Below are 18,384 nucleotides of genomic sequence, written 5' to 3'. Positions count from 1 at the left end.
TCCGACGGGAGGAGAGCACGTGGAGATCGTCGCGTACGGGGTTCTCTCCGACGAGGAACCTCTGCTCAGGGCCGCGTTCGACAAGGCGTTCGCCGGGCGGCACGAGCTGCGCTGCCTGCGGCTGTTCCTGGACCGGGACACCGTCCCGACGGCCGCCGGCCACGAGATCGTGCTCAGCAGCGTCAACGACACCCTGGACGCCGGCGTGCTGCGCACCCTGGCCGCGGGCGGCACCCGGATGATCGCCCAACGGTCCACCGGCTACAACAACATCGACCTCACCGCCGCCCGGGAACTCGGCGTCACGGTCGCCCGCGTCTCGTCCTACTCGCCGTACTCGGTGGCCGAGTTCGCCTGGACCCTGGCCCTGGCGGTCAACCGCCGGATCGTCCGCGCCGCGCACCGCACCCGCGAGTTCGACTTCCGGCTCGACGGCCTGATGGGCCGCGACCTGCGCGGCCGGACGGCCGGTGTGGTGGGCACCGGGAAGATCGGGTCCGCGTTCGCCGCCATCGCCCACGGATTCGGGATGCGGCTGCTGGGCTGGGACATCACGGAGAACCCCGACTGCGTCGCCCTCGGCATGGAGTACGTCCCACGCGAGCGGCTCTTCGCCGAGGCCGACCTGGTCAGCCTGCACGTGCCGCTGCTCCCGGAGACCCATCACCTCGTCGACGCCGGCACCCTGGGCCTCATGAAGGACGACGCCATCCTGGTCAACTCCAGCCGCGGCGGCCTGGTGGACACCGACGCCCTGCTGGCGACCCTGCGCGCCGGACGGCTGACCGGCGTCGGCCTCGACGTGTACGAGGAGGAGGCCGGTGTCTTCTTCCTCGACAAGTCGCTGGAGGTGATGACCGACGAACGCCTGGCCCGGCTGATGACCTTCGGCAATGTCCTGCTGACCTCGCACCAGGCGTACTTCACCGAGGACGCCGTCGGCCAGATCGTCCGCACCACCGTGTCCAACATCGAGGACTACCTGGCCGGCCGCAGCGGTGACGACACTCTCGTCGCCGCGACATGAACCCCTCCGACGCGTGCGCTCACCTCGTGTCCTGGGCCGGCAGCACGACACACAGCTCATAGCCGCCGTCACTGGTGGGGCCCGATGTCATGGTGCCGCCGAGGAGTTCGGCACGCTGGCGCAGACCCAGCAGACCGTGGTGCGCCCCGGGCAGGGGCAGCGGCGGCTGGGTCGGCGCCGTGTTGGTGACCCGGACCCGGACGGCTCCGTCGGCATGGCTCAGATCGATGTGCGCGGTCGCCCCCGGAGCGTGTTTGCGGGTGTTGGTCAGCGCCTCCTGGACCGTGCGGTAGACCGCGCGCTGGACGGTCGGCGGAAGACCTTCGGGCAGGGCCATGCGCAACTCGGTCCTGATGCCGCAGTTGTCGGCCAGCCGCCGGATGTCGCTGAGCGCCGGCTGCGGGGTGAGCTCCGTGGGGTGGCCGCTGGAGGCCCGCAGGACACCGACCATGTGGCGCAGTTCGTCCAGGGTCTGCACGCTCAGCCGCCGGATCGTCGCCGCGGCCTGTCTGGTGTCCGGGTCGCCCGCACCCACTTGCAGCGCTCCGGCACGTACGGCGATCAGACTGACCTGGTGGGAGACGACATCGTGCATCTCCCGTGCCAGCTGCGCGCGCTCCTTGGCGAGGACGGCCTGGGCGGTCAGCAACTGCTGATGGTCACGCGCCTCCGAGATCTCCGCCAGCCTCAGCGACAGATCGCGACGGGTCCGCACCAGCTGCCCCAGGAAGACGGCCGCCGCCGCCGTGGCGGAGCTGTAACCGAGTGCGATCAGTGTCGGGGTACGCGTCAGATCCAGCTGCGGCGACGGCAGCGACGTCGTGTCGCTGACCGCGAACGCCAGGGCGCACACCACCAGCAGCGCCCGGGGACGGCTGAGCGAGGCGAGCGTGTACAGCGCGGCCAGGCAGGCGAACACCGAGTCGGACAGCAGGACCGCGGGCAGCGTGAGCAGGAAGGTGAGCAGCGGTTGCGGCCGGCGCAGCAGCAGGGCGACCGCGGCGGCCAGCGCGCAGGCCATCCGCACCGGCTCGTCGATGTCCCAGTGCGCCCACACGTCGAGGAGCGCCATGGCCACGGCCACGCCGTCCACGAGCAGCGGGGACGGCCGGCGGGTCATCCCGTGCCCTCCGCGAGGAGCCCGGCCCGCTGGGCGAGGAGGGCGGCCTGGACCCGGCCGCTGACCTCCAGCTTGGTCAGGATCGCGCTGACATGGTCCTTCACGGTGCCGGTGCTCAGGTGCATCCGGGCCGCGATGTCGGTGTTCGACAGGCCCTCGGCGATCAGCACGAGCACCTCGCGCTCACGCTCGGTCAGCCGCTCCAGAGCCTTCGGCGGGCGCTCCTGCGCTCCCGCGTTCAGATAGCCGTCCACCACCGTGCGCGTGACCTTGGGCGACAGCACCGTGCCACCGCGGGCCAGGCTCTGCACCGCCGGCGGCAGCGCCTCGGGATCGGTGTCCTTCAGCAGGAAGCCGGCGGCGCCCGAGCGCAGCGCCGTCTCCACGTACTCGTCCATGTCGAACGTGGTCAGCATGGCCACCACCGGAGGCTCCGGCAGCCGCCGGATGTCGCTCAGCACGGTCAGCCCGTCCACGTCCGGCATGCGGATGTCCAGCAGGACCACATCCGGACGCGTCTCCCGTACCACCCGCAGGGCCTGACCGCCGGAGACCGCCCCCACGACCTCGATGCCGTCGGCCGCGTCCAGAATGCGCTGGAAGCCCGTGCGGATCAGGGCTTCGTCGTCGACCACCAGTACCCGGATCACGTGTGCTCCAGCCTGTGTGGGAGTACTGTGTCCGATTCGTACCACGCCGGGCGCGACCGCGCCGCCGGGGGGGCGTCCCGGTCGTCTTCGCGGGCCTGGTGCCGTACCGGTACGGGGCTGCCGCCCGGTGTCCTGGCACGGTGGCCGCGCGGTGGGTCAGGTCACGGCCGTCCGGCGAGGCAGAGCCGATCCCGGCCGGCGGGCAGGGTCAGTACGGTGACGGGGGCGCTCTCCCCGGCCGTCGGCGGCAGCCGCCGCGGTGCCGAGGGCGGTGTGAGCCGGGCCGTCCAGTGGCCGTTGCGCAGCGTCAGCGTCACCGTCGACAGCGGCGGCACCCGCAGCTGCCAGAACGCGCGGGCGGGCACGGTCAGGGCATGGACCAGCGCGGCCCGGATCACCGCGGCCTCGGTGATCGCAAGCAGGCCCGGGCCGCCGGGCAGCGCCGTCAGCCAGGCCGCCGTACGGTCGCAGAGCCGGGCGACCGACTCGCCGCCGTGCGGTGCGGCCTCGGGGTCCGTCAGCCACGCGGACAGGCCGTGCGGGTCCTCGGCCGCGACGTCCCGCAGCGGACGGCCGCCCCACGCGCCGTAGTCAAGGTCCCGCAGGGTCTCCTCCGGCGTGGCCTCGACCGCCAGCGCCCCGGCGATCCGCGCGCAGCGGGCCGAGGGCGCCCGCAGGGCCCGCGCGTACGGCGGCAGGGCCGCCCGCACGGCGCTGACCATGCTCTCGTTCTCGAGGACCCGGTCCGGGCCGCCCGGTGTGGCGGTCGCGCACAGCATCGTCAGTCGCACGGTCACCATCCGCCATCCGCCTCCTTCTCCGCACGGAGCGGCACCTCACCGGCCCGGTGAGCAGGGGGTGCCCGTCGAGCAGGGGGTGCTCGCCAGTCACCACACTCCAGGCAGCAGCACCGGTGGAACCATCCGGCAGGTGGCCGGACCACCCCCGCCGGGTGGCGGGACCTCGCCGCGAAGAGACGGAGCGCCGGCCGGGGAGCGCGGGGCGGCGGCCCCGTGCCGCCCACGTCAGCGCAGCCCCAGGCAGGGCAGCCAGCCGCGTGGTGCCCCATGGGCGGCGGTCAGCAGCGCGGCCAGCGCCCCCGGCAGGCCGGTGAGGAGGTCCGCGGGCCACTCGGCGAGCGGCCGGACGGCCAGCCGGGCCGTCAGATGGCCGACGAGCCGGTCCTTCAGCGCGCTCGCCGCCGGCAGCCGGGCGTGGCGGTCGAAGGCGTCGGCGACCGCCAGCACGCCCGCGGCCCCGTGGCACAGCCCGAGCCGGTCGCCGGGGGCGTCGCCGAAGAGGTGGAACGTCTCGTCGTAGTGCTCGGCGAGCGTGGTGAAGGCGGTCGCGGCCCAGTCGGCGGCGGCCCCGTCCCCGAGGGCGTCGGCGGCGTCCCACAGGGCCCAGGCGACCCCCGGCGTGCCGTAACACCACGCCTGGCGGGGGTTGGCCTCGGGGGAGGGCGGCTCGGCGAGTCCGGCGCCGGGCCAGGTGCGGATGCCCCGCTCGTCGTCGTACGCCTGGCGGACCAGCCAGCGGGTGGCCCGGCCGAGCGCCCCGGCGAGGTCGCCGGCCAGATCCGTGTCCGGCCCGGTGCGGCGCAGTGCCGCGGTGAGCGCGGTGACGAGCCCGGCGACACCGTGCCCCATACCGGTGTTGACGCGGCCCTGCATCCAGCCCAGCAGCGGGTGGTCCGGGTACTGGCCCGCGCGCAGCCGCCCCAGCTCCTCCTCGTCGCACAGCAGCGCCAGATGCGCGGCGAGCGGTCGCGGCACGGGCAGCTCCGGTTCCGTCGCGCACAGCGCGAGCAGCAGGCCCGAGGGGCCGGAGATCAGGTCGTAGTCGGGAAACGCGACCTCGCGGGTGCGGTACCCGGGCGGGCGCCCGGCGAGGTGGGCGCCGAGCCGGTCCGCCGCGGCCCCCAGCCCGGGGTGCACCCGGGCGCCCAGGCGCAGGCCGACGAGCGTGCCGGCCAGGCCCCCGTCGTACAGGGCGGGGTGGGACGGCCCGCGGCCGGCCGTGCGGGACCACACGGCCACGGCGGCGGGCGCCGCCTCGTCGTCCGCGACCAGGTGGGCCAGCACCGGGATACCGGGGTCGCAGCGGTGTCCGCCCCGCTCGGGCGCCTCGGCCCACTCCAGCAGGTAGCGGACGGCGAGCCCGTGGACGTCCTCGTCCGGCGGGGCGGCCGGTACGGCCGTGTCGTGCGGCATCGTCCTCCAAACGTCGTCGCGGACAGGGCGGAGCCGCCCGCACGGGCGGGCGGCTCCTGGGAGCGTCATCCACAGATGACGACCGTGGCACAGATGACGATCGTGCACAGGCCGCTGCATCCCTGGGTGTACACGGATGCCGTCGGCAGGTCCTCGTCGGTGATCCGCTCCTCGAGGTCGCTGATCAGGGTGTCGAGTTCGGTGATTTCGTGTGCGGGCATGGGACTTCCCCTTTCACTCATCGGGTGTTGGCCGCCCCGGCGGGCCGCCTGGCGGGCGGGCCGGGGACGTCGTGCCGGCCACCGTGGACCAAGGCGTCGGCGGCGGCCTCGGCGAGCCGGCCGGCGCATCGGTCGTGGGGGAGCCGGAGCAGGAGCTGCGCGGCGACGCTCGCGCCGCCGTGCAGCGGGTCGTGCAACAGCAGGTCTTCGGGGGCCGGCAGCATCTCCTCCACCAGCAGCGCGGTGCCCGCCTCCCGGGCGCACAGCCGCTCGATCAGCTGGAGGGCCGTCAGCGAGGCGAGGTCCACCGGGACCGGCTTCGCGCCGGGGGCGGTGCGCACGAACGCGTGCCGGGGCAGCCCGGCGGACCGGCGCAGCAGGGCGAGGGACCGGACCTTGGTGAGCAGGTCGTCACCGGGCTCCCACAGCTTGCCGCGGTCGACGCGCCAGGTCGCCGGGGCGAGGACGAGGTCGCCGCCCGCGGTGAGCCGGGGCAGCCGGGCCCGGTCGGGCAGCGCCGCGTCCAGCGCGTCCAGCCGCACCAGATAGGAGGCCGCCGGATGGCTCGCCGCGAGCAGCAGCCGTACGAGGGTGTCGTAGGGCGGGGCGGGGGAGCGGGTGGCCTGGTACACGGGGACGACGCGCCGCCCGTCCGCCTCGGCGACGATCCGGCCGTGGGCGCGCCGCAGGCTGATGCGGTCCAGCGGGAGGTAGCGCGCGTGCCCGCCGGGCGAACCGTAGTAGGGCGTGGGGTCCGGGTCGCCGGTCCACCAGCGGGTCGTCACCGGACGGCGCACGGCGTTGGCGGACCGCTCGGCGAGCGGCGGCACGAGCAGGTCGACGAAGCGGACCCCGGTGCGTTCCTCGACGGCGGCGAGGAACGCGCGGTAGGCGTCGCTGTTGCCGTAGCCGCCGTGCAGGGTGCGCAGTCCGTCGGCGAACCGGGCGTCGAGCACCCCGGCGGACGAGGCGGTCTCCAGCACGGCCACCGGGCCGCCGTCGGCGCAGGGGGGCAGCGGGCGCAGCAGACAGTCGACCGGCCAGGGCGGCAGCGTGGCACCGCCGGGCGGTGCGCCCAGCTCGTCCAGCAGCGCGTCGTCCACGTCCACGCAGGCCGTGCCGGAGCGGGCGGCGGCGTCCAGGTGGGCCAGCAGCCGGGCGTAGCCGCCGGCGGGGTCGTGGGCGGGGTGCCAGCCCGTGTAGCGGCGGACGGGCGGCGGTTCGTCCGCGCTCAGCCGGTCGGCGAGGATCTCGCTGATGGGGCGCGCCTGTTCGGTGAGCCCGGCGAACCAGGGCTGTCGCTCCGGCGGCTCCGCCGGCCGGTCGGCCTCCCGGAGTGCGGCGAGCCGGGCCGCGATCCGCAGCCCGCGCCGGACGCGTGCGGCGGCTGCCGCGGGCACGGCGGCGTCGGCGCCGAGCCTGCGGTAGGAGTCGAGGAACCAGGCGTCCGCCCCGCCCCCCGCGGGCGTCGGCGGCAGCGCGCCGGTGGCGCCGACCGTCTCGGCCGGCACCCAGCCGGAGCAGTGCTGCCGGGGCGCCCGGCAGATCTGTACGACGCCCAGCCCGTGCAGGTGCTGGAGGAACCCGCGCAGTACCGCGGGGGCCACGGCCGGCCGGCCGGGCGGGGCGCTCAGCGACGGCAGCACGCGGTCCAGTTCGCCGAGCGTGCGCGGCCCGTCGGCGAGCAGGGCCAGGACGCTTTCCAGCACGCGGGTGCGGCGCAGCACGATCTGCCGGAGCCGCCCGGGTTCACGCGGGTCCACGACGTAACAGCGCACCTGCCCGGGCGGGTCGCCGGGAGCGGGGGCGGACGGTTCGGCGAAGTGCAGGGGCGTCGGCGCGAGCAGGGTCGCGGGGTCGGCGGTGCGCAGATCCGCGGGGGCGGAGCCGGCCCGCAGGAGGTGCACGTTCTCCACGGCGATCGCGGCGAGGGCACCGAGGGGGGTACCGGGCGCGAGCAGCGGCGGGCAGCCGTCGTCCGGGCCGTCGGTCACCGGGAGCGCGGCGATCTGGCCGGCCCAGCCGCGCGGTGTCGTCTTCACCGCGGCCCGGCCCACGATGCGCCACAGATAGGCGGCACGTTTGCGCAACTGCTTGCCGGACCACGACTGGCCGTCGGCGAGCCGCCGTTCGATGTCGTCGGCGAGTGCGGGAGCGGCGCTGTCCAGGAACGCGCGCATCACGGGGCTGGAGCACGCCGTACGCCACGCCTGCTCGGCGACCCGCTGCTGCTCGGCCGTGACCTCCTGCCGCAGCCGGGTCAGTGCCGCCTCCGCCGCCTCGGCGCCGCGCAGCAGGGCGCGGGCCTGCCCGGCGAGGTCGGCGGGCACGGCGGACGAGCGCTCCAGCAGCAGGCAGTCCGGCGCCCCCGGTGCCGTACCCGAGTGCAGCCGCCGCCGCAGCGCGAGTACGGCGCCCCGGTCGGCGGACGCCAGCGAAGGGTGCGGTACGACCTCGGCACCCAGCCGGTCGGCCAGCGCCCGGGCCTGCGCGGCGAGCCGCTCGGCGGTGTCGGCGTGCCGGGCGGCGCCCTCGAAGAGGTGCTCGGCGGCGCCGGCCGTCCAGGCGGCGCCGGGCATGCCGCCCAGCCGCAGCAGCGCCGTGGCCCCGAGCAGGGTGTCGCGCGTGTCGGCCGGTTCGGTGGCTTGTGCCGGTACGGGCGTGGGGTCGGCCGTGGTGCCGGGTGCCGTGCTGGGCGTGGGCTCGGCCGTGGTTCCGCGTGTCGTGTCGTGGCTCGCGTGCCTGTCCTGCCTGTCCTGACTGTCGGCTGGCTGGGCCGCTTGTTCCGGTACGTGTTCCATGCTCAGTCCGCCTCCTCCCGGCCGTCGGCGGCGAGTGCCTCGGTGAGCAGGCACTGGCGTGCGGTGGAGAGCGCGCCCCGGTTCCAGTGGAAGATCACGTGGTGGGCGGCGGCCCGGCGCGGACCGACCGTGGCCTCACCGGAGGCGAAGTAGTGGCCGTGCCAGCGCTCCGCGGCCCGCCCCACCGCCGCCAGATGCTCGCCGAGGACGTCCCGCCAGGCCTTCGGCAGGGCCTGGAGCCGGTCCTCGGGACCCTGCTCCCAGTAGGCGCGGATCCCGGCGGCGGCCCGGCGCAGGTCCGGCTCGCCGAGGCCGCCCGGCAGCCGTCGGCCGGTCTCCTCCCGTACCACCTGCCAGACCCCCCGGTGCTCCCAGCCGACGATGCCCAGCCCGTCGAACACGGCGCGCAGCAAGGCCAGGGACACCCGCCAGCCGACCGGAGCCGGATCGCCGGCCACGGCGGTGTGCACGTCCAGCCAGGCCCGGGAGTCCGCGGTGAACAGCTCGTGCACCCAGGGCATGGAGCGCGGTCCGCCGAAGAGATAGGTCTCCGGCTCGTACACACCGGTCACGGGCGGCGTCCCGGCCTCCCCGGTCCGCTCCGGCGTCAGCCGGCGCAGCAGGTCGGCGCGCAGTTCGGGTGCCCGGGACGGATCCGCCGCGAGGAACCGTACGCGCAGCCCCGGGGGTTTGTGCATGAAGAAGAAGTCGCGGGCCTGTCCGGTGCCGAGCAACTCACGGGCCGCCGTGGCGAGTCGGCCGTACGGTGGCGGCGTGACGGCCAGGTTGAGCTGGATCCAGCCGGCCTCGGGGGCGTGGGCGCGCAGGGCTTCGAGCCCGGCCGTCAGAAACGTCCGTCGGGCCGCCGCGTATCCGGGGTCCTCCGCCGTGAGGGGGACGGTGCCCAGGGGCTCGGCACGTACGTCGTCCAGGCAGTCGGCCAGTAACCGCTCGACCCGCACCATGCGACCTCCTCACCGGGAAGGGCAATCCACTCCTGTGATGTCCACGTCGCATGTGTTCCGAAGCGCGGAAGCGAATTGGTCATATGATCAACAGGAGTGCGCGGGAGGTATGTCACGCGCGGTGACGGCGCGTCCGACGCGCTCGTGTCACACCGGCGCCGCCGGTGACGTCCGCCGGACACACCGGGCCGCCGGCGTCGCACGAGTCCCTCGGCCACTGCCGTGAGCTGGGACGACGACGGGGCCGAAAACAAGTGGGCGGGGACGGCGCACCGACGCGATCATGGACCGGTTTGTCGCCGCTTCGCAACCACCGAGGGATCCGCCATGCCCGTTCCCGCCGATCCGACCGTCCTGCACCCCATGCCCGAACAGCCTCGCGTGGTGCTGCTCAAGCCGCTGGTGAAGTCCCCGCTGATCGAGGTCGGGGAGTACTCGTACTACGACGACCCGGACGACCCCACCGCGTTCGAGACCCGCAACGTGCTCTACCACTACGGACCGGAAAAGCTGATCATCGGTAAATTCTGTGCGCTGGGGACGGGGGTGCGGTTCATCATGAACGGTGCCAACCACCGTATGGACGGCCCTTCCACCTTTCCGTTCCCCACCATGGGCGGCTCCTGGGCCGACCATTTCGACCTGCTCACCGGCCTGCCGAACCGGGGAGACACCGTCGTCGGCAACGACGTCTGGTTCGGCCACGGTACGACGGTGATGCCGGGCGTACGGATCGGACACGGCGCGATCATCGGCTCCGGTGCCGTGGTCACCGCCGACGTACCCGACTACGGCATCGTCGGCGGCAACCCGGCCCGCCTCATCCGCACCCGCTACTCCGACGAGGAGATCGCCCGGCTGCTGGCGGTGGCCTGGTGGGACTGGCCCGCGGAGCACATCACCGAGCACGTGCGCACGATCATGTCGGGCACCATCACCGACCTGGAGGCCGCCGCTCCGGGCGACGCGCGGGCGTAAGGACACCCCCGCCGACCGAGCCGGAGGCCGGACGCCGGGCGTGTTCGTCGTCGGCGAAGACGGTCGTGGGCCTTGGTGACCACTGCCAGGGTGGGCACATGAAGACGACGCCCGATGGACGGCCCGTGCCGCCCGCGCACGCCGACGAGCGCGCCATGCTGGGAGCGTGGCTGGACTTTCACCGCGCGACGCTCGCGCTGAAGTGTTCCGGTCTGACGGACGAACGATTACGCCTTGCCGCGGTGCCTCCGTCGCCGATGACGCTGCTCGGTCTCGTGCAGCACATGGCCGAGGTGGAACGCAACTGGTTCCAGCGGGTGTTCGCCGGTCGGGACGTGCCGCGGGTCTTCGGGGAAGGCAACCCGGACGGCTTCGCCCTCGACCCGGGACGAGGACTCGACGAGGTGATGGCCGTCTGGCGGGGGGAGGTCGCCCGGGGGCGTGCGGTGATCGCCGGAGCCGCGCTGGACGACTTCGGCCGGCTGCCGGAGAAGGAGGCCGGTCACGTCGGTGACCGGGGAGTCTCCCTGCGCTGGATCCTGGTGCACATGATCGAGGAGTACGCGCGTCACAACGGTCACGCGGATCTCATTCGAGAGCGGATCGACGGAGTCACCGGCGCGTGAGACGTGTGCGCGGCGCGGGACGGACCGCGCGAGTGCCCGGCCGCGTCTGCCGGCTCGCCCTCACGCCCCGGTCCATCGGACGCGGCAGGCGTGCCTAAGCGATCGAGAAGGTGGTGCCGGGGGCGGCGTAGTCGACGGGGCCGTGGAATCGGGTCGAGGCGCGGCGTACCGCTTCGGCCGGGGTGAGGGTCGGGCCGACGTGCGTGACCAGCAACCGGCGCGCCCCGGCCGCCCCCGCCGTGTCGCCGGTGTCCTCGGGGGTGTGGTGTACCTGCGGGCCGTCGGCCGGGGCCCGGCTGCTCTCGGCCTCGCACAGCAGCGCGTCGCATCCCTCGGCCAGTCGTGTGAGGTTCGCGCACGGAGCGGTGTCCCCGGAGTACACCAGCGACCGGCCCTCGACCTCGATGCGCAGGGCGAAGGCCGGGATGCCGTGTTCCACCGCCCGGGTGGTCAGCGTGAGACCGCCGACGCTCGCCTGATGCCCGTCATGCAACTCGCGGATGGCGAAGGCGGATTCGACGGGGCTGCGCGTCGAGGTGTTGGTCAGGAAGTGGGCCAGCCGGTCGGTGATGCCCGGCGGCCCGTACAGGGGGATGGGCGCGTCGAACCGGACGTTCGCGAACAGCACCGCGTAGTACGTGGTGAGCAGGTCCGCGCTGTGATCGGCGTGCAGGTGCGAGATCCAGATCGCGTCCACCTCGTCGAGCCGGACATACCGCTGCAACTGCGCCAGCGTCCCGCTGCCCGCGTCCACCCAGACGCGGGTGGCGCCATGCGACACCAGGTAGCCGGAGCACGGATTGTCGACGGTGGCGTGGGGCGTCGCGGAGCCCAGGACGGTGAGCCGGAGAGGAGCGCTGGTCATTCGCAGAGTCTATAGAGCGGATGATCTTACGGGAGTGTCAATTGTCTTGCCTTCGTATCACCCGTACGGATGACGCCGGTTCGCGTCACTTCGATGTGCCGGGGTGCGGCCACGGGCCAGTCGGGGGCGGCGATCGCGGCGGTAAACGTACCCTTCGAGACAACAAGGCAGATCATTCTTTAATTCGCTTTACATGGTGAACCGTTCCACTCGGACAGCATGCGGGGGCAGCGCTTCCCGAGCGAAGGGAGTCGGCGGCATGGCCGACTGGAAGCAGATCAGCGGTGGGTTGACGCGGATCGCGGTGGGTTCGCGTACGAACGTGTGGGGTGTGAACTCGGCGGGGAACATCTACCGCTACACGAACAACGACGCGAGTCCGTGGGTGCAGATCCCCGGTGGGCTGTCGGACATCGGGGCGGGTGCGGACGGCACGGTGTGGGGGGTCAACTCCGCCGGGAACATCTATCGTTACACCGGCGACCAGGAGTCCGGCCACTGGAAGCAGATCAGCGGTGGGTTGACGCGGATCGCGGTGGGTTCGCGTACGAACGTGTGGGGTGTGAACTCGGCGGGGAACATCTACCGCTACACGAACAACGACGCGAGTCCGTGGGTGCAGATCCCCGGTGGGCTGTCGGACATCGGGGCGGGTGCGGACGGCACGGTGTGGGGAGTCAACTCGGCGGGGAACATCTACCGTTACACCGGCGACCAGGAGTCCGGCCACTGGAAGCAGATCAGCGGCGGACTGAAGGCGATCGCCTCCGGCTCCCGCACCACGGTGTGGGGTGTGAACTCGGCCGGGAACATCTACCACTACACCAACAACGACGCGAGTCCGTGGGTGCAGATCCTCGGTGGGCTGTCCGACATCGGGGCGGGCGCGGACGGCACCGTGTGGGGAGTCAACTCCGCCGGGAACATCTACCGTTACACCGGTGACCTGCCCGGCTGACCGGGCACGGCGGCGCCCCGGCCCCGCACGGGGAGTCCGGGGCGCCGCACGCGTACGGTCCTCGCGGCGGGGTCAGCGCGCGGCGAGCAGATCGAGCGTGTCGAGCACGCGGTTCGAGAAGCCCCACTCGTTGTCGTACCAGGCGACCACCTTGACATGGCGGCCGTCCACACGGGTGAGGGCCGAGTCGAAGATGGACGAGGCCGGATTGCCCGTGATGTCGGACGACACGAGCGGGTCCTCCGAGTATTCGAGGATGCCGGCGAGCGGCCCCTCGGCGGCCGCGCGGTAGGCCTCCAGCACCTCGTCCCGCGACACCTCCCGGCTGACGGTGGTGTTCAGCTCCACGATCGAACCCACCGGAACCGGCACCCGGATCGAGTCACCCGACAGCTTGCCGTCCAGATTCGGCAGCACCAGTCCGATCGCCTTGGCGGCACCCGTGGTGGTCGGCACGATGTTCACGGCGGCGGCACGCGCACGGCGGGCGTCGCGGTGCGGGCCGTCCTGGAGGTTCTGCTCCTGGGTGTAGGCGTGCACCGTCGTCATGAAACCGTGCTCGATGCCCGCGAGTTCGTCCAGCACCGAGGCCAGCGGCGCCAGCGCGTTCGTCGTGCACGAGGCGTTCGAGACGATCGTGTGCAGGGCAGCGTCGTACGCCTCGGTGTTGACCCCGTACGCGAGCGTGACGTCGGCACCGTCCGACGGGGCGCTGACGAGCACCTTCCTCGCGCCCGCGTCCAGGTGCGCGCTGGCCGCCTTGGCCGAGGTGAAGCGGCCGGTCGACTCCAGGACGATGTCCACCCCGAGTTCGGCCCACGGCAACCGCGCCGGCTCCCGCTCGGCCAGCACCTTGATGCGCCGGCCGTCGACGACGAGCGTGTCCCCGTCGGCGCTCACCGGCCGGCCCAGCCGGCCGGCCGTCGTGTCGTAGGCGAGCAGCCGCGCCAGGACGGCGGGCTCCGTGAGGTCGTTGACGGCGACGACCTCCAGAGCGGTGTCGCGTTCGAGCAGCGCGCGCAGCACGTTGCGTCCGATGCGGCCGAATCCGTTGATGGCTATGCGGGTCATGAGTGCTCTCCTTTCCGTTCGCCACCATCTTGGATCGCCGAGTCCGCCCATGCCGACGGCGCGAGCGCCATGGTTCGCAAGGATCGCGCCAGGCGGTGGGCCGGCCGTGTCCGCCCTTCCCGGCCCCTCGGATTGTCGGCGCGCGGACGGTGGACGGTTCGCGTACCTTTTCGCCAACCGGGACATCGAGTTGCGCGGCACGTTCGGCGCATTTCCTCAGATCTCGCTCAATTGCCGCCAATCCCGGCCGGAAGTGTGGTGTTGTTCATCCCGGCACCGAACAGCCGCGTACGGCACGGTGTTTGCGTCACACCGCCCTGCTCCGGGCGCGAACGTACAGGGAGGGCGGATATGGCGAAGGCGGTGCACGCCTGGCTGGGCGACATGCGGATCACCTGTCAGGTCTGCCGGGGAGAGCTCTTCCGCGAGCGAGGCGTGAAGCTCAACAGCACCAGCATGGAATTCATGAAACTGGCCTGGGCGGACGAGACCGCGACGGGGCTGATCTGCTGGCACTGCGGGTATGTGCACCTCTTCGTCAACCGGAACATCGAGTTGCGCCGCGTCAAGACGTGACGCCCGGCCGTGCGTTCACGCGCCCGCACCGTCCTCGGCGTCCCGGCCGTCTTCCGGCTGCCCGGTGAGCCGGGTCGCGAGGCGGTAGACGATCAGGGCGTCCCGGTACTGCTTCCCGGCTACGACTTCGCCGGGAACGTTCGTGCGCTCGCTGCGGGACGTCGATGTCCGCTTCCCGGTGCCGGGGAAGCGGACCGCTGTCCGCGGTTCCTCCACGAAACGGAGGCGGTCGGCGCGGACGGTCGCCCGGAACACGATGTCGCAGGGCGGGCGCGCGGCGTCCGGCGCCGGGGCGCCGGCCGTTCAGGGCGGCTCGTCCCGCTCCCTGGGGGCACGGCGACGCACGGGACGAGGCGGCAGCTTCCCGTCCTCGCCGCGTACTCGGCGCGCGCGGGTGCCGCCGCGCCCGGGGACGGCCGGATCCCGCACCTCGTCCTCGGGCCTACGCGCCCGGGTCCGTCCGGGTGCCGCGGCCCTGCGTACGGCACGACGCGCGGCGCCCGGCGAACCCTCGGCGACGTCCGGTACCTCCTCGACAACGTCCGCCACGTCCTCGACGGCATCCGATGCTTCCGTGACGGCGTCGGGTACGCCCTCCACCGCCCCGGTCACCCCGCTCGCGGCACCCGCCACAGTGCCCCCGGCCTCACGGCCCACATCCCGGACGGCACCCGCGGCACCCCGCCCGACCCCCTCCACCACCGAGCCGGCGCCACGGCCCACCCCTTCCACGGCCGAACCGGCACCCAGCCCGACCCCTTCGACCGCCCGCCCGGCGCCGCGGCCCACCCCCTCCACCGCCTGACCGGCTCCTCGGGCCACGCCCTCGACCCCTCGGCCGGCGCCTCGGCCCACGTCGCGCACGGCTGACGCGGCTCCGCCGCCGAGGTCGCCGACCGCCCTGCTCGCACCCGTCCCCAGCTCGCCGACGGCCTGCCGCGCCCCGCTCCCGACGTCCCGTACGGCGGACCCCACCCCGCGGGCCAGTTCCTCGAGGAGCTGCGGATTGCGGTCGAGCGTGGTGAGCACCCGGTTGATGATCGTCGCCACGTTGTCGAGCCGCACCTCCAGCCGGGCCTGGGCCTCCACCCCCGAGATGCCCAGATGCACCCGGCCCAGTGCCACATCGGCGCCCACGTTCAGCCTCAGCAGATCCAGCACCTCGGCCTGGAGCGAGACGTGCGCCCGCAGGTCCTCCACGTCCAGATCGATCTGGTCCACCTTGAGCACCGGGACGTCGAGGAAGACATCGGGCTCCGCGCCGGCCGCCCTCCTCCGGCCGGCGGGCTCCCCGTCCGGGCCGGCCATGCCGCCGTAGGCGTCGTCGTCCGCGTCGGCCGTCTCCTCGCAGACCTCGTCCTCAGGGCCCGCCGGGTCCGCGTAGACCTCGTCCTCAGGGCCCGCCGGGTCCGCGTAGACCTCGTCGTCCAGGCCGGCCGGGTCCTCGTCGTACAGCCCCGGTCGCTCCTCGATCGGCCCCTCACCGTCCTCGGCGCTGTCACGCATCACCGAGCCGCCTCCGCTGGTTCGCCGGACATTTCATCCCATTCTGCGGGGACATCAAGCAGGGCGCGCGGCGCGGGGCCGCCATTGGTATCGCCTTGGAACCTGGTCGTTTTTTCGTCTTTGACCTATGGGCCGGCCGGGCGTGCACTGGAAGAGAAGCCAACCAGCGGTGGACCGAGGCGCGAGTGACGACTCACCCGCCAGGTACCCGGGGGACCCGGGACGGACCGGTGCCCCGCATGTTTCTCCGACACGGAAGGGCGATCATGGCCACGCAGCACAAGAAGATGGATCCGTTCGCCGTCGAGGGCGACTTCTTCCGGATCAAGGACCTGCTCGGACCAGAGGAACGGCAGACGCTGGAACGCATCCGCTCCTTCCTCGCCGACAAGGTGGAACCGACCGCCGGCGAGCTGTGGGCCCATGCCGAGTCCCCGCTGAACCTGGTGGACGCGATCCGCGACCTCGGCATCACCGGCATTCCCGGCGACGCCCCCGGGATCACCGCGCGCAGCCCGCTGCTGAGCGGCCTCATCAGCATGGAGATGGCCCGCGTCGACCCTTCGTTCGCCACCTTCTACGGCGTGCACAGCGGGCTGGGCATGGGCTCCATCCGTGAGTGCGGATCCGAGGAGCAGCGACAGCGCTGGCTGCCGCAGATGGTCGAGTGGCGCAAGATCGGCGCGTTCGGCCTGACCGAACCGCTGGTGGGTTCCGGTACGGCCCGCGGGCTGCTGACCACGGCCCGCCGGGACGGCGGCGACTGGGTGCTCAACGGCGAGAAGCGCTGGATCGGCAACGGCACGTTCGCCGACCTGGTGGTGATCTGGGCGCGCGACGAGGCGGACGGGCAGGTCAAGGGCTTCGTGGTGGAGAAGGGCACCCCCGGCTTCACCGCCCGCAAGCTGGAGGGCAAGATCGCCCTGCGTGGTGTGCAGAACGCCCACATCGTCCTGGACGACGTCCGGGTCCCGGAGGAGAACCGCCTCCAGCGGGCCGACTCCTTCCGCGACACCGCACGCGTCCTCAAGGTCACCCGCGGCGGTGTGGCCTGGCAGGCCATCGGCTGCTCGATCGGCGCCTACGAGGCCGCCCGCGCCTACGCCGTGGAGCGCGAGCAGTTCGGCAAGCCGATCGCGAGCTTCCAGCTCGTCCAGGACCTGCTGTCCCGGATGCTCGGCAACATCACCGCCTCCCAGGCGATGGCGGTGCGGATGGCCCAGCTGCACGCCGAGGACGCGCTGAGCGAGGCCCAGGCGGCCATGGCCAAGATGTTCTGCACCACCCGGATGCGCGAGACCGTCGCCTGGGCCCGCGAGGTGTTCGGCGGCAACGGCATCCTGCTGGAGTACAAGGCGGCCCGCTTCTTCGCCGACGCCGAGGCGCTCTACTCGTACGAGGGCACCCGCGACATGAACTCCCTCATCGTCGGCCGGGCGGCCACCGGCATCAGCGCCTTCGTCTGAGCCCCGGCCCCGAGCCCCAGCCCTGGGCTCTCGGCCCGTACCCGGCCGCGCGCCCCGACCTCACCGCACCCTCCCCCATCCCGCACGACCGGGATGCGTCATTCCACAAGGGGATGAGACGTACATGAGCCACTCCACCCCGGCTTCCGGCACCCGCCCCCTCGACGGCCTGCGCGTCATCGACCTGGCCAGCGTCATCATGGGGCCCTACGCCTGCCAGATCCTCGGCGACCTCGGCGCCGACGTCATCAAGATCGAGTCGCCCACCGGTGACGTGATGCGCCATGTGCACCGGCGGGACGCCGACACCATCGGGGCGCTGGCACTCAACATCAACCGCAACAAGCGCAGCGTCCGCCTGGACCTGAAGACGCCCGAGGGCAAGCAGGCCGCGCTCGCCCTCATCGGCACGGCCGACGCGCTGATCACCAACATGCGCCCACGGGCCCTGCGCAAGCTCGGCCTCACCTACGAGGACCTCGCCGAGAGCAACCCGCGCCTGGTCTACTGCAACGCCCAGGGCTTCCGCTCCGACTCGCCGGCCGCCGACTACGCCGCCTACGACGAGGTGATCCAGGCCGCCTCCGGCATGGTCGACCTGATGCGGCGGGTCACCGGCCAGCCCTACTACGTACCCACGGCCATGGCCGACAAGGTCTGCGGCATGACCATCGCCTACGCCGTGCTCGCCGCCCTGCTGGGCCGGGAACGCACCGGCAGGGGCCAGCACGTCGAGGTGCCGATGGCGGACACGATGTTCGCCTTCACCCTGGTCGAGCACATCGGCGGCCAGGCGTACGAGCCCCCGGCCGGCCCCGTCGGCTTCCCGCGCTCCCTGGAACCGGGGCACGCGGCGTTCCCGACCAAGGACGGATACGCGTGCGTCCTGCCGTACAACTACCGTGACGCCGAGGCATTCTTCACCTTCGTCGGGCACCCCGAGGCACTGGACGGCTTCACCCCCGAGAACTTCCAGTCGAAGATCGGCGAGCTGTACGAGCTGCTCGCCCGGTACACCGACGGGCACACCACCGCGGAGTGGGAGGCGTTCTGCTCCCGGCACTCCATCCCGTTCGCCCCGGTCATGAACCTCGACCACGCCGGCGAGCACCCCTACTGGGCCGACGGGCACATGCTCGACGTGCAGCAGCACCCGCACGTCGGTGCCTACCGGGTGATCGGCGACCCCGTCCGCTACTCCGGCTCGCCCTCCGGGGTACGGCGGCCCTGCCCGGAACTCGGGGAGGACACCGCGTCCGTCCTGGCCGAGATCGGTTACACCCCCGAGCAGGTGGCCGAGGTGACCGGCACGGCCGACGCGGGGCGGTGAGGGAGAGGCGT

18 protein-coding genes are annotated in these 18,384 nt (G+C 73.0%); 7 read left to right on the top strand and 11 right to left on the bottom strand.

Translation table 11 applies throughout. The features are described from left to right. The first annotated feature begins 19 nt into the window (after positions 1-19). On the top strand, positions 20-1,027 hold the full coding sequence (locus tag HB370_RS03185) for a 2-hydroxyacid dehydrogenase (RefSeq protein ID WP_030776237.1): 1,008 nt from the start codon (positions 20-22) through the stop codon (positions 1,025-1,027). Between the two features lie 19 nt (positions 1,028-1,046). Here HB370_RS03185 and HB370_RS03180 read toward each other — a convergent pair whose 3' ends face one another. From HB370_RS03180 to HB370_RS03150, 7 genes are all read right to left on the bottom strand, one after another. Next, a complete protein-coding gene (locus tag HB370_RS03180) occupies positions 1,047-2,147 on the bottom strand; it encodes a histidine kinase (RefSeq protein WP_030776240.1) in 1,101 nt (366 codons plus the stop codon). Beyond that, the gene (locus tag HB370_RS03175; protein WP_030776243.1) at positions 2,144-2,797 is read right to left on the bottom strand and encodes a response regulator transcription factor; all 654 of its coding nucleotides are present in this window, start codon (positions 2,795-2,797) and stop codon (positions 2,144-2,146) included. The genes HB370_RS03180 and HB370_RS03175 overlap by 4 nt, the downstream gene beginning before the upstream one ends. Positions 2,798-2,958: 161 nt before the next feature. Beyond that, positions 2,959-3,597, bottom strand: a complete 639-nt coding sequence (locus HB370_RS03170) for a histidine phosphatase family protein (RefSeq protein ID WP_208974371.1) — start codon at positions 3,595-3,597, stop codon at positions 2,959-2,961. A 225-nt stretch (positions 3,598-3,822) separates the two neighbouring features. Then, complete coding sequence (locus HB370_RS03165) at positions 3,823-5,010, bottom strand: lanthionine synthetase LanC family protein (RefSeq protein WP_030776249.1); 1,188 nt, start codon at positions 5,008-5,010, stop codon at positions 3,823-3,825. A 65-nt stretch (positions 5,011-5,075) separates the two neighbouring features. Beyond that, positions 5,076-5,231, bottom strand: coding sequence for a hypothetical protein (locus HB370_RS03160; protein ID WP_167345722.1), 156 nt, complete (start codon positions 5,229-5,231; stop codon positions 5,076-5,078). A gap of 17 nt (positions 5,232-5,248) precedes the next feature. Then, complete coding sequence (locus tag HB370_RS03155) at positions 5,249-8,032, bottom strand: lantibiotic dehydratase (protein WP_078637310.1); 2,784 nt, start codon at positions 8,030-8,032, stop codon at positions 5,249-5,251. Positions 8,033-8,034: 2 nt separating this feature from the next. After that, positions 8,035-8,997 carry a thiopeptide-type bacteriocin biosynthesis protein gene (locus tag HB370_RS03150; RefSeq protein ID WP_030776255.1) on the bottom strand — a complete coding sequence of 321 codons (963 nt, stop codon included), beginning with the start codon at positions 8,995-8,997 and terminating at the stop codon, positions 8,035-8,037. A gap of 327 nt (positions 8,998-9,324) precedes the next feature. Between HB370_RS03150 and HB370_RS03145 the strand changes: the two genes are divergently transcribed. Together HB370_RS03145 and HB370_RS03140 are read left to right on the top strand one after the other, a co-directional pair. Beyond that, a complete protein-coding gene (locus tag HB370_RS03145; protein ID WP_030776258.1) occupies positions 9,325-9,975 on the top strand; it encodes a CatB-related O-acetyltransferase in 651 nt (216 codons plus the stop codon). 98 nt (positions 9,976-10,073) lie between these two features. Then, positions 10,074-10,601 carry a DinB family protein gene (locus HB370_RS03140; protein WP_030776261.1) on the top strand — a complete coding sequence of 176 codons (528 nt, stop codon included), beginning with the start codon at positions 10,074-10,076 and terminating at the stop codon, positions 10,599-10,601. Between the two features lie 94 nt (positions 10,602-10,695). On the opposite strand, the gene HB370_RS03135 is transcribed toward HB370_RS03140, so the two are convergent. Beyond that, positions 10,696-11,466, bottom strand: a complete 771-nt coding sequence (locus tag HB370_RS03135) for an MBL fold metallo-hydrolase (RefSeq protein WP_030776264.1) — start codon at positions 11,464-11,466, stop codon at positions 10,696-10,698. A 259-nt stretch (positions 11,467-11,725) separates the two neighbouring features. Between HB370_RS03135 and HB370_RS03130 the strand changes: the two genes are divergently transcribed. Next, a complete protein-coding gene (locus HB370_RS03130; protein ID WP_167512936.1) occupies positions 11,726-12,424 on the top strand; it encodes a tectonin domain-containing protein in 699 nt (232 codons plus the stop codon). Positions 12,425-12,496: 72 nt separating this feature from the next. Here HB370_RS03130 and gap read toward each other — a convergent pair whose 3' ends face one another. Beyond that, positions 12,497-13,495: a type I glyceraldehyde-3-phosphate dehydrogenase gene (gap, locus tag HB370_RS03125; protein WP_030776266.1), complete on the bottom strand. Its 999-nt coding sequence runs from the start codon at positions 13,493-13,495 to the stop codon at positions 12,497-12,499. A 351-nt stretch (positions 13,496-13,846) separates the two neighbouring features. Between gap and HB370_RS03120 the strand changes: the two genes are divergently transcribed. Further along, the gene (locus tag HB370_RS03120) at positions 13,847-14,071 is read left to right on the top strand and encodes a hypothetical protein (protein WP_030776269.1); all 225 of its coding nucleotides are present in this window, start codon (positions 13,847-13,849) and stop codon (positions 14,069-14,071) included. A 15-nt stretch (positions 14,072-14,086) separates the two neighbouring features. Here HB370_RS03120 and HB370_RS03115 read toward each other — a convergent pair whose 3' ends face one another. Together HB370_RS03115 and HB370_RS03110 are read right to left on the bottom strand one after the other, a co-directional pair. Further along, positions 14,087-14,326, bottom strand: a complete 240-nt coding sequence (locus HB370_RS03115; protein WP_063766402.1) for a hypothetical protein — start codon at positions 14,324-14,326, stop codon at positions 14,087-14,089. 48 nt (positions 14,327-14,374) lie between these two features. Next, positions 14,375-15,577 (bottom strand): hypothetical protein, encoded by a 1,203-nt coding sequence (locus tag HB370_RS03110; RefSeq protein ID WP_244405389.1) that lies wholly within the window; start codon positions 15,575-15,577, stop codon positions 14,375-14,377. A 266-nt stretch (positions 15,578-15,843) separates the two neighbouring features. Between HB370_RS03110 and HB370_RS03105 the strand changes: the two genes are divergently transcribed. Both HB370_RS03105 and HB370_RS03100 read left to right on the top strand, forming a co-directional pair. After that, positions 15,844-17,043, top strand: coding sequence for an acyl-CoA dehydrogenase family protein (locus tag HB370_RS03105; RefSeq protein ID WP_037700233.1), 1,200 nt, complete (start codon positions 15,844-15,846; stop codon positions 17,041-17,043). 124 nt (positions 17,044-17,167) lie between these two features. After that, positions 17,168-18,373, top strand: a complete 1,206-nt coding sequence (locus HB370_RS03100) for a CoA transferase (RefSeq protein ID WP_037700235.1) — start codon at positions 17,168-17,170, stop codon at positions 18,371-18,373. Positions 18,374-18,384: the final 11 nt, after the last annotated feature.

The organism is Streptomyces sp. DSM 40868 (assembly GCF_011820545.1).
GTDB classification, from domain to species: domain Bacteria; phylum Actinomycetota; class Actinomycetes; order Streptomycetales; family Streptomycetaceae; genus Streptomyces; species Streptomyces eurythermus.
The sequence above is the reverse complement of the archived record's forward strand: the minus strand, read 5'-3'. Positions and strand labels throughout refer to the sequence as shown.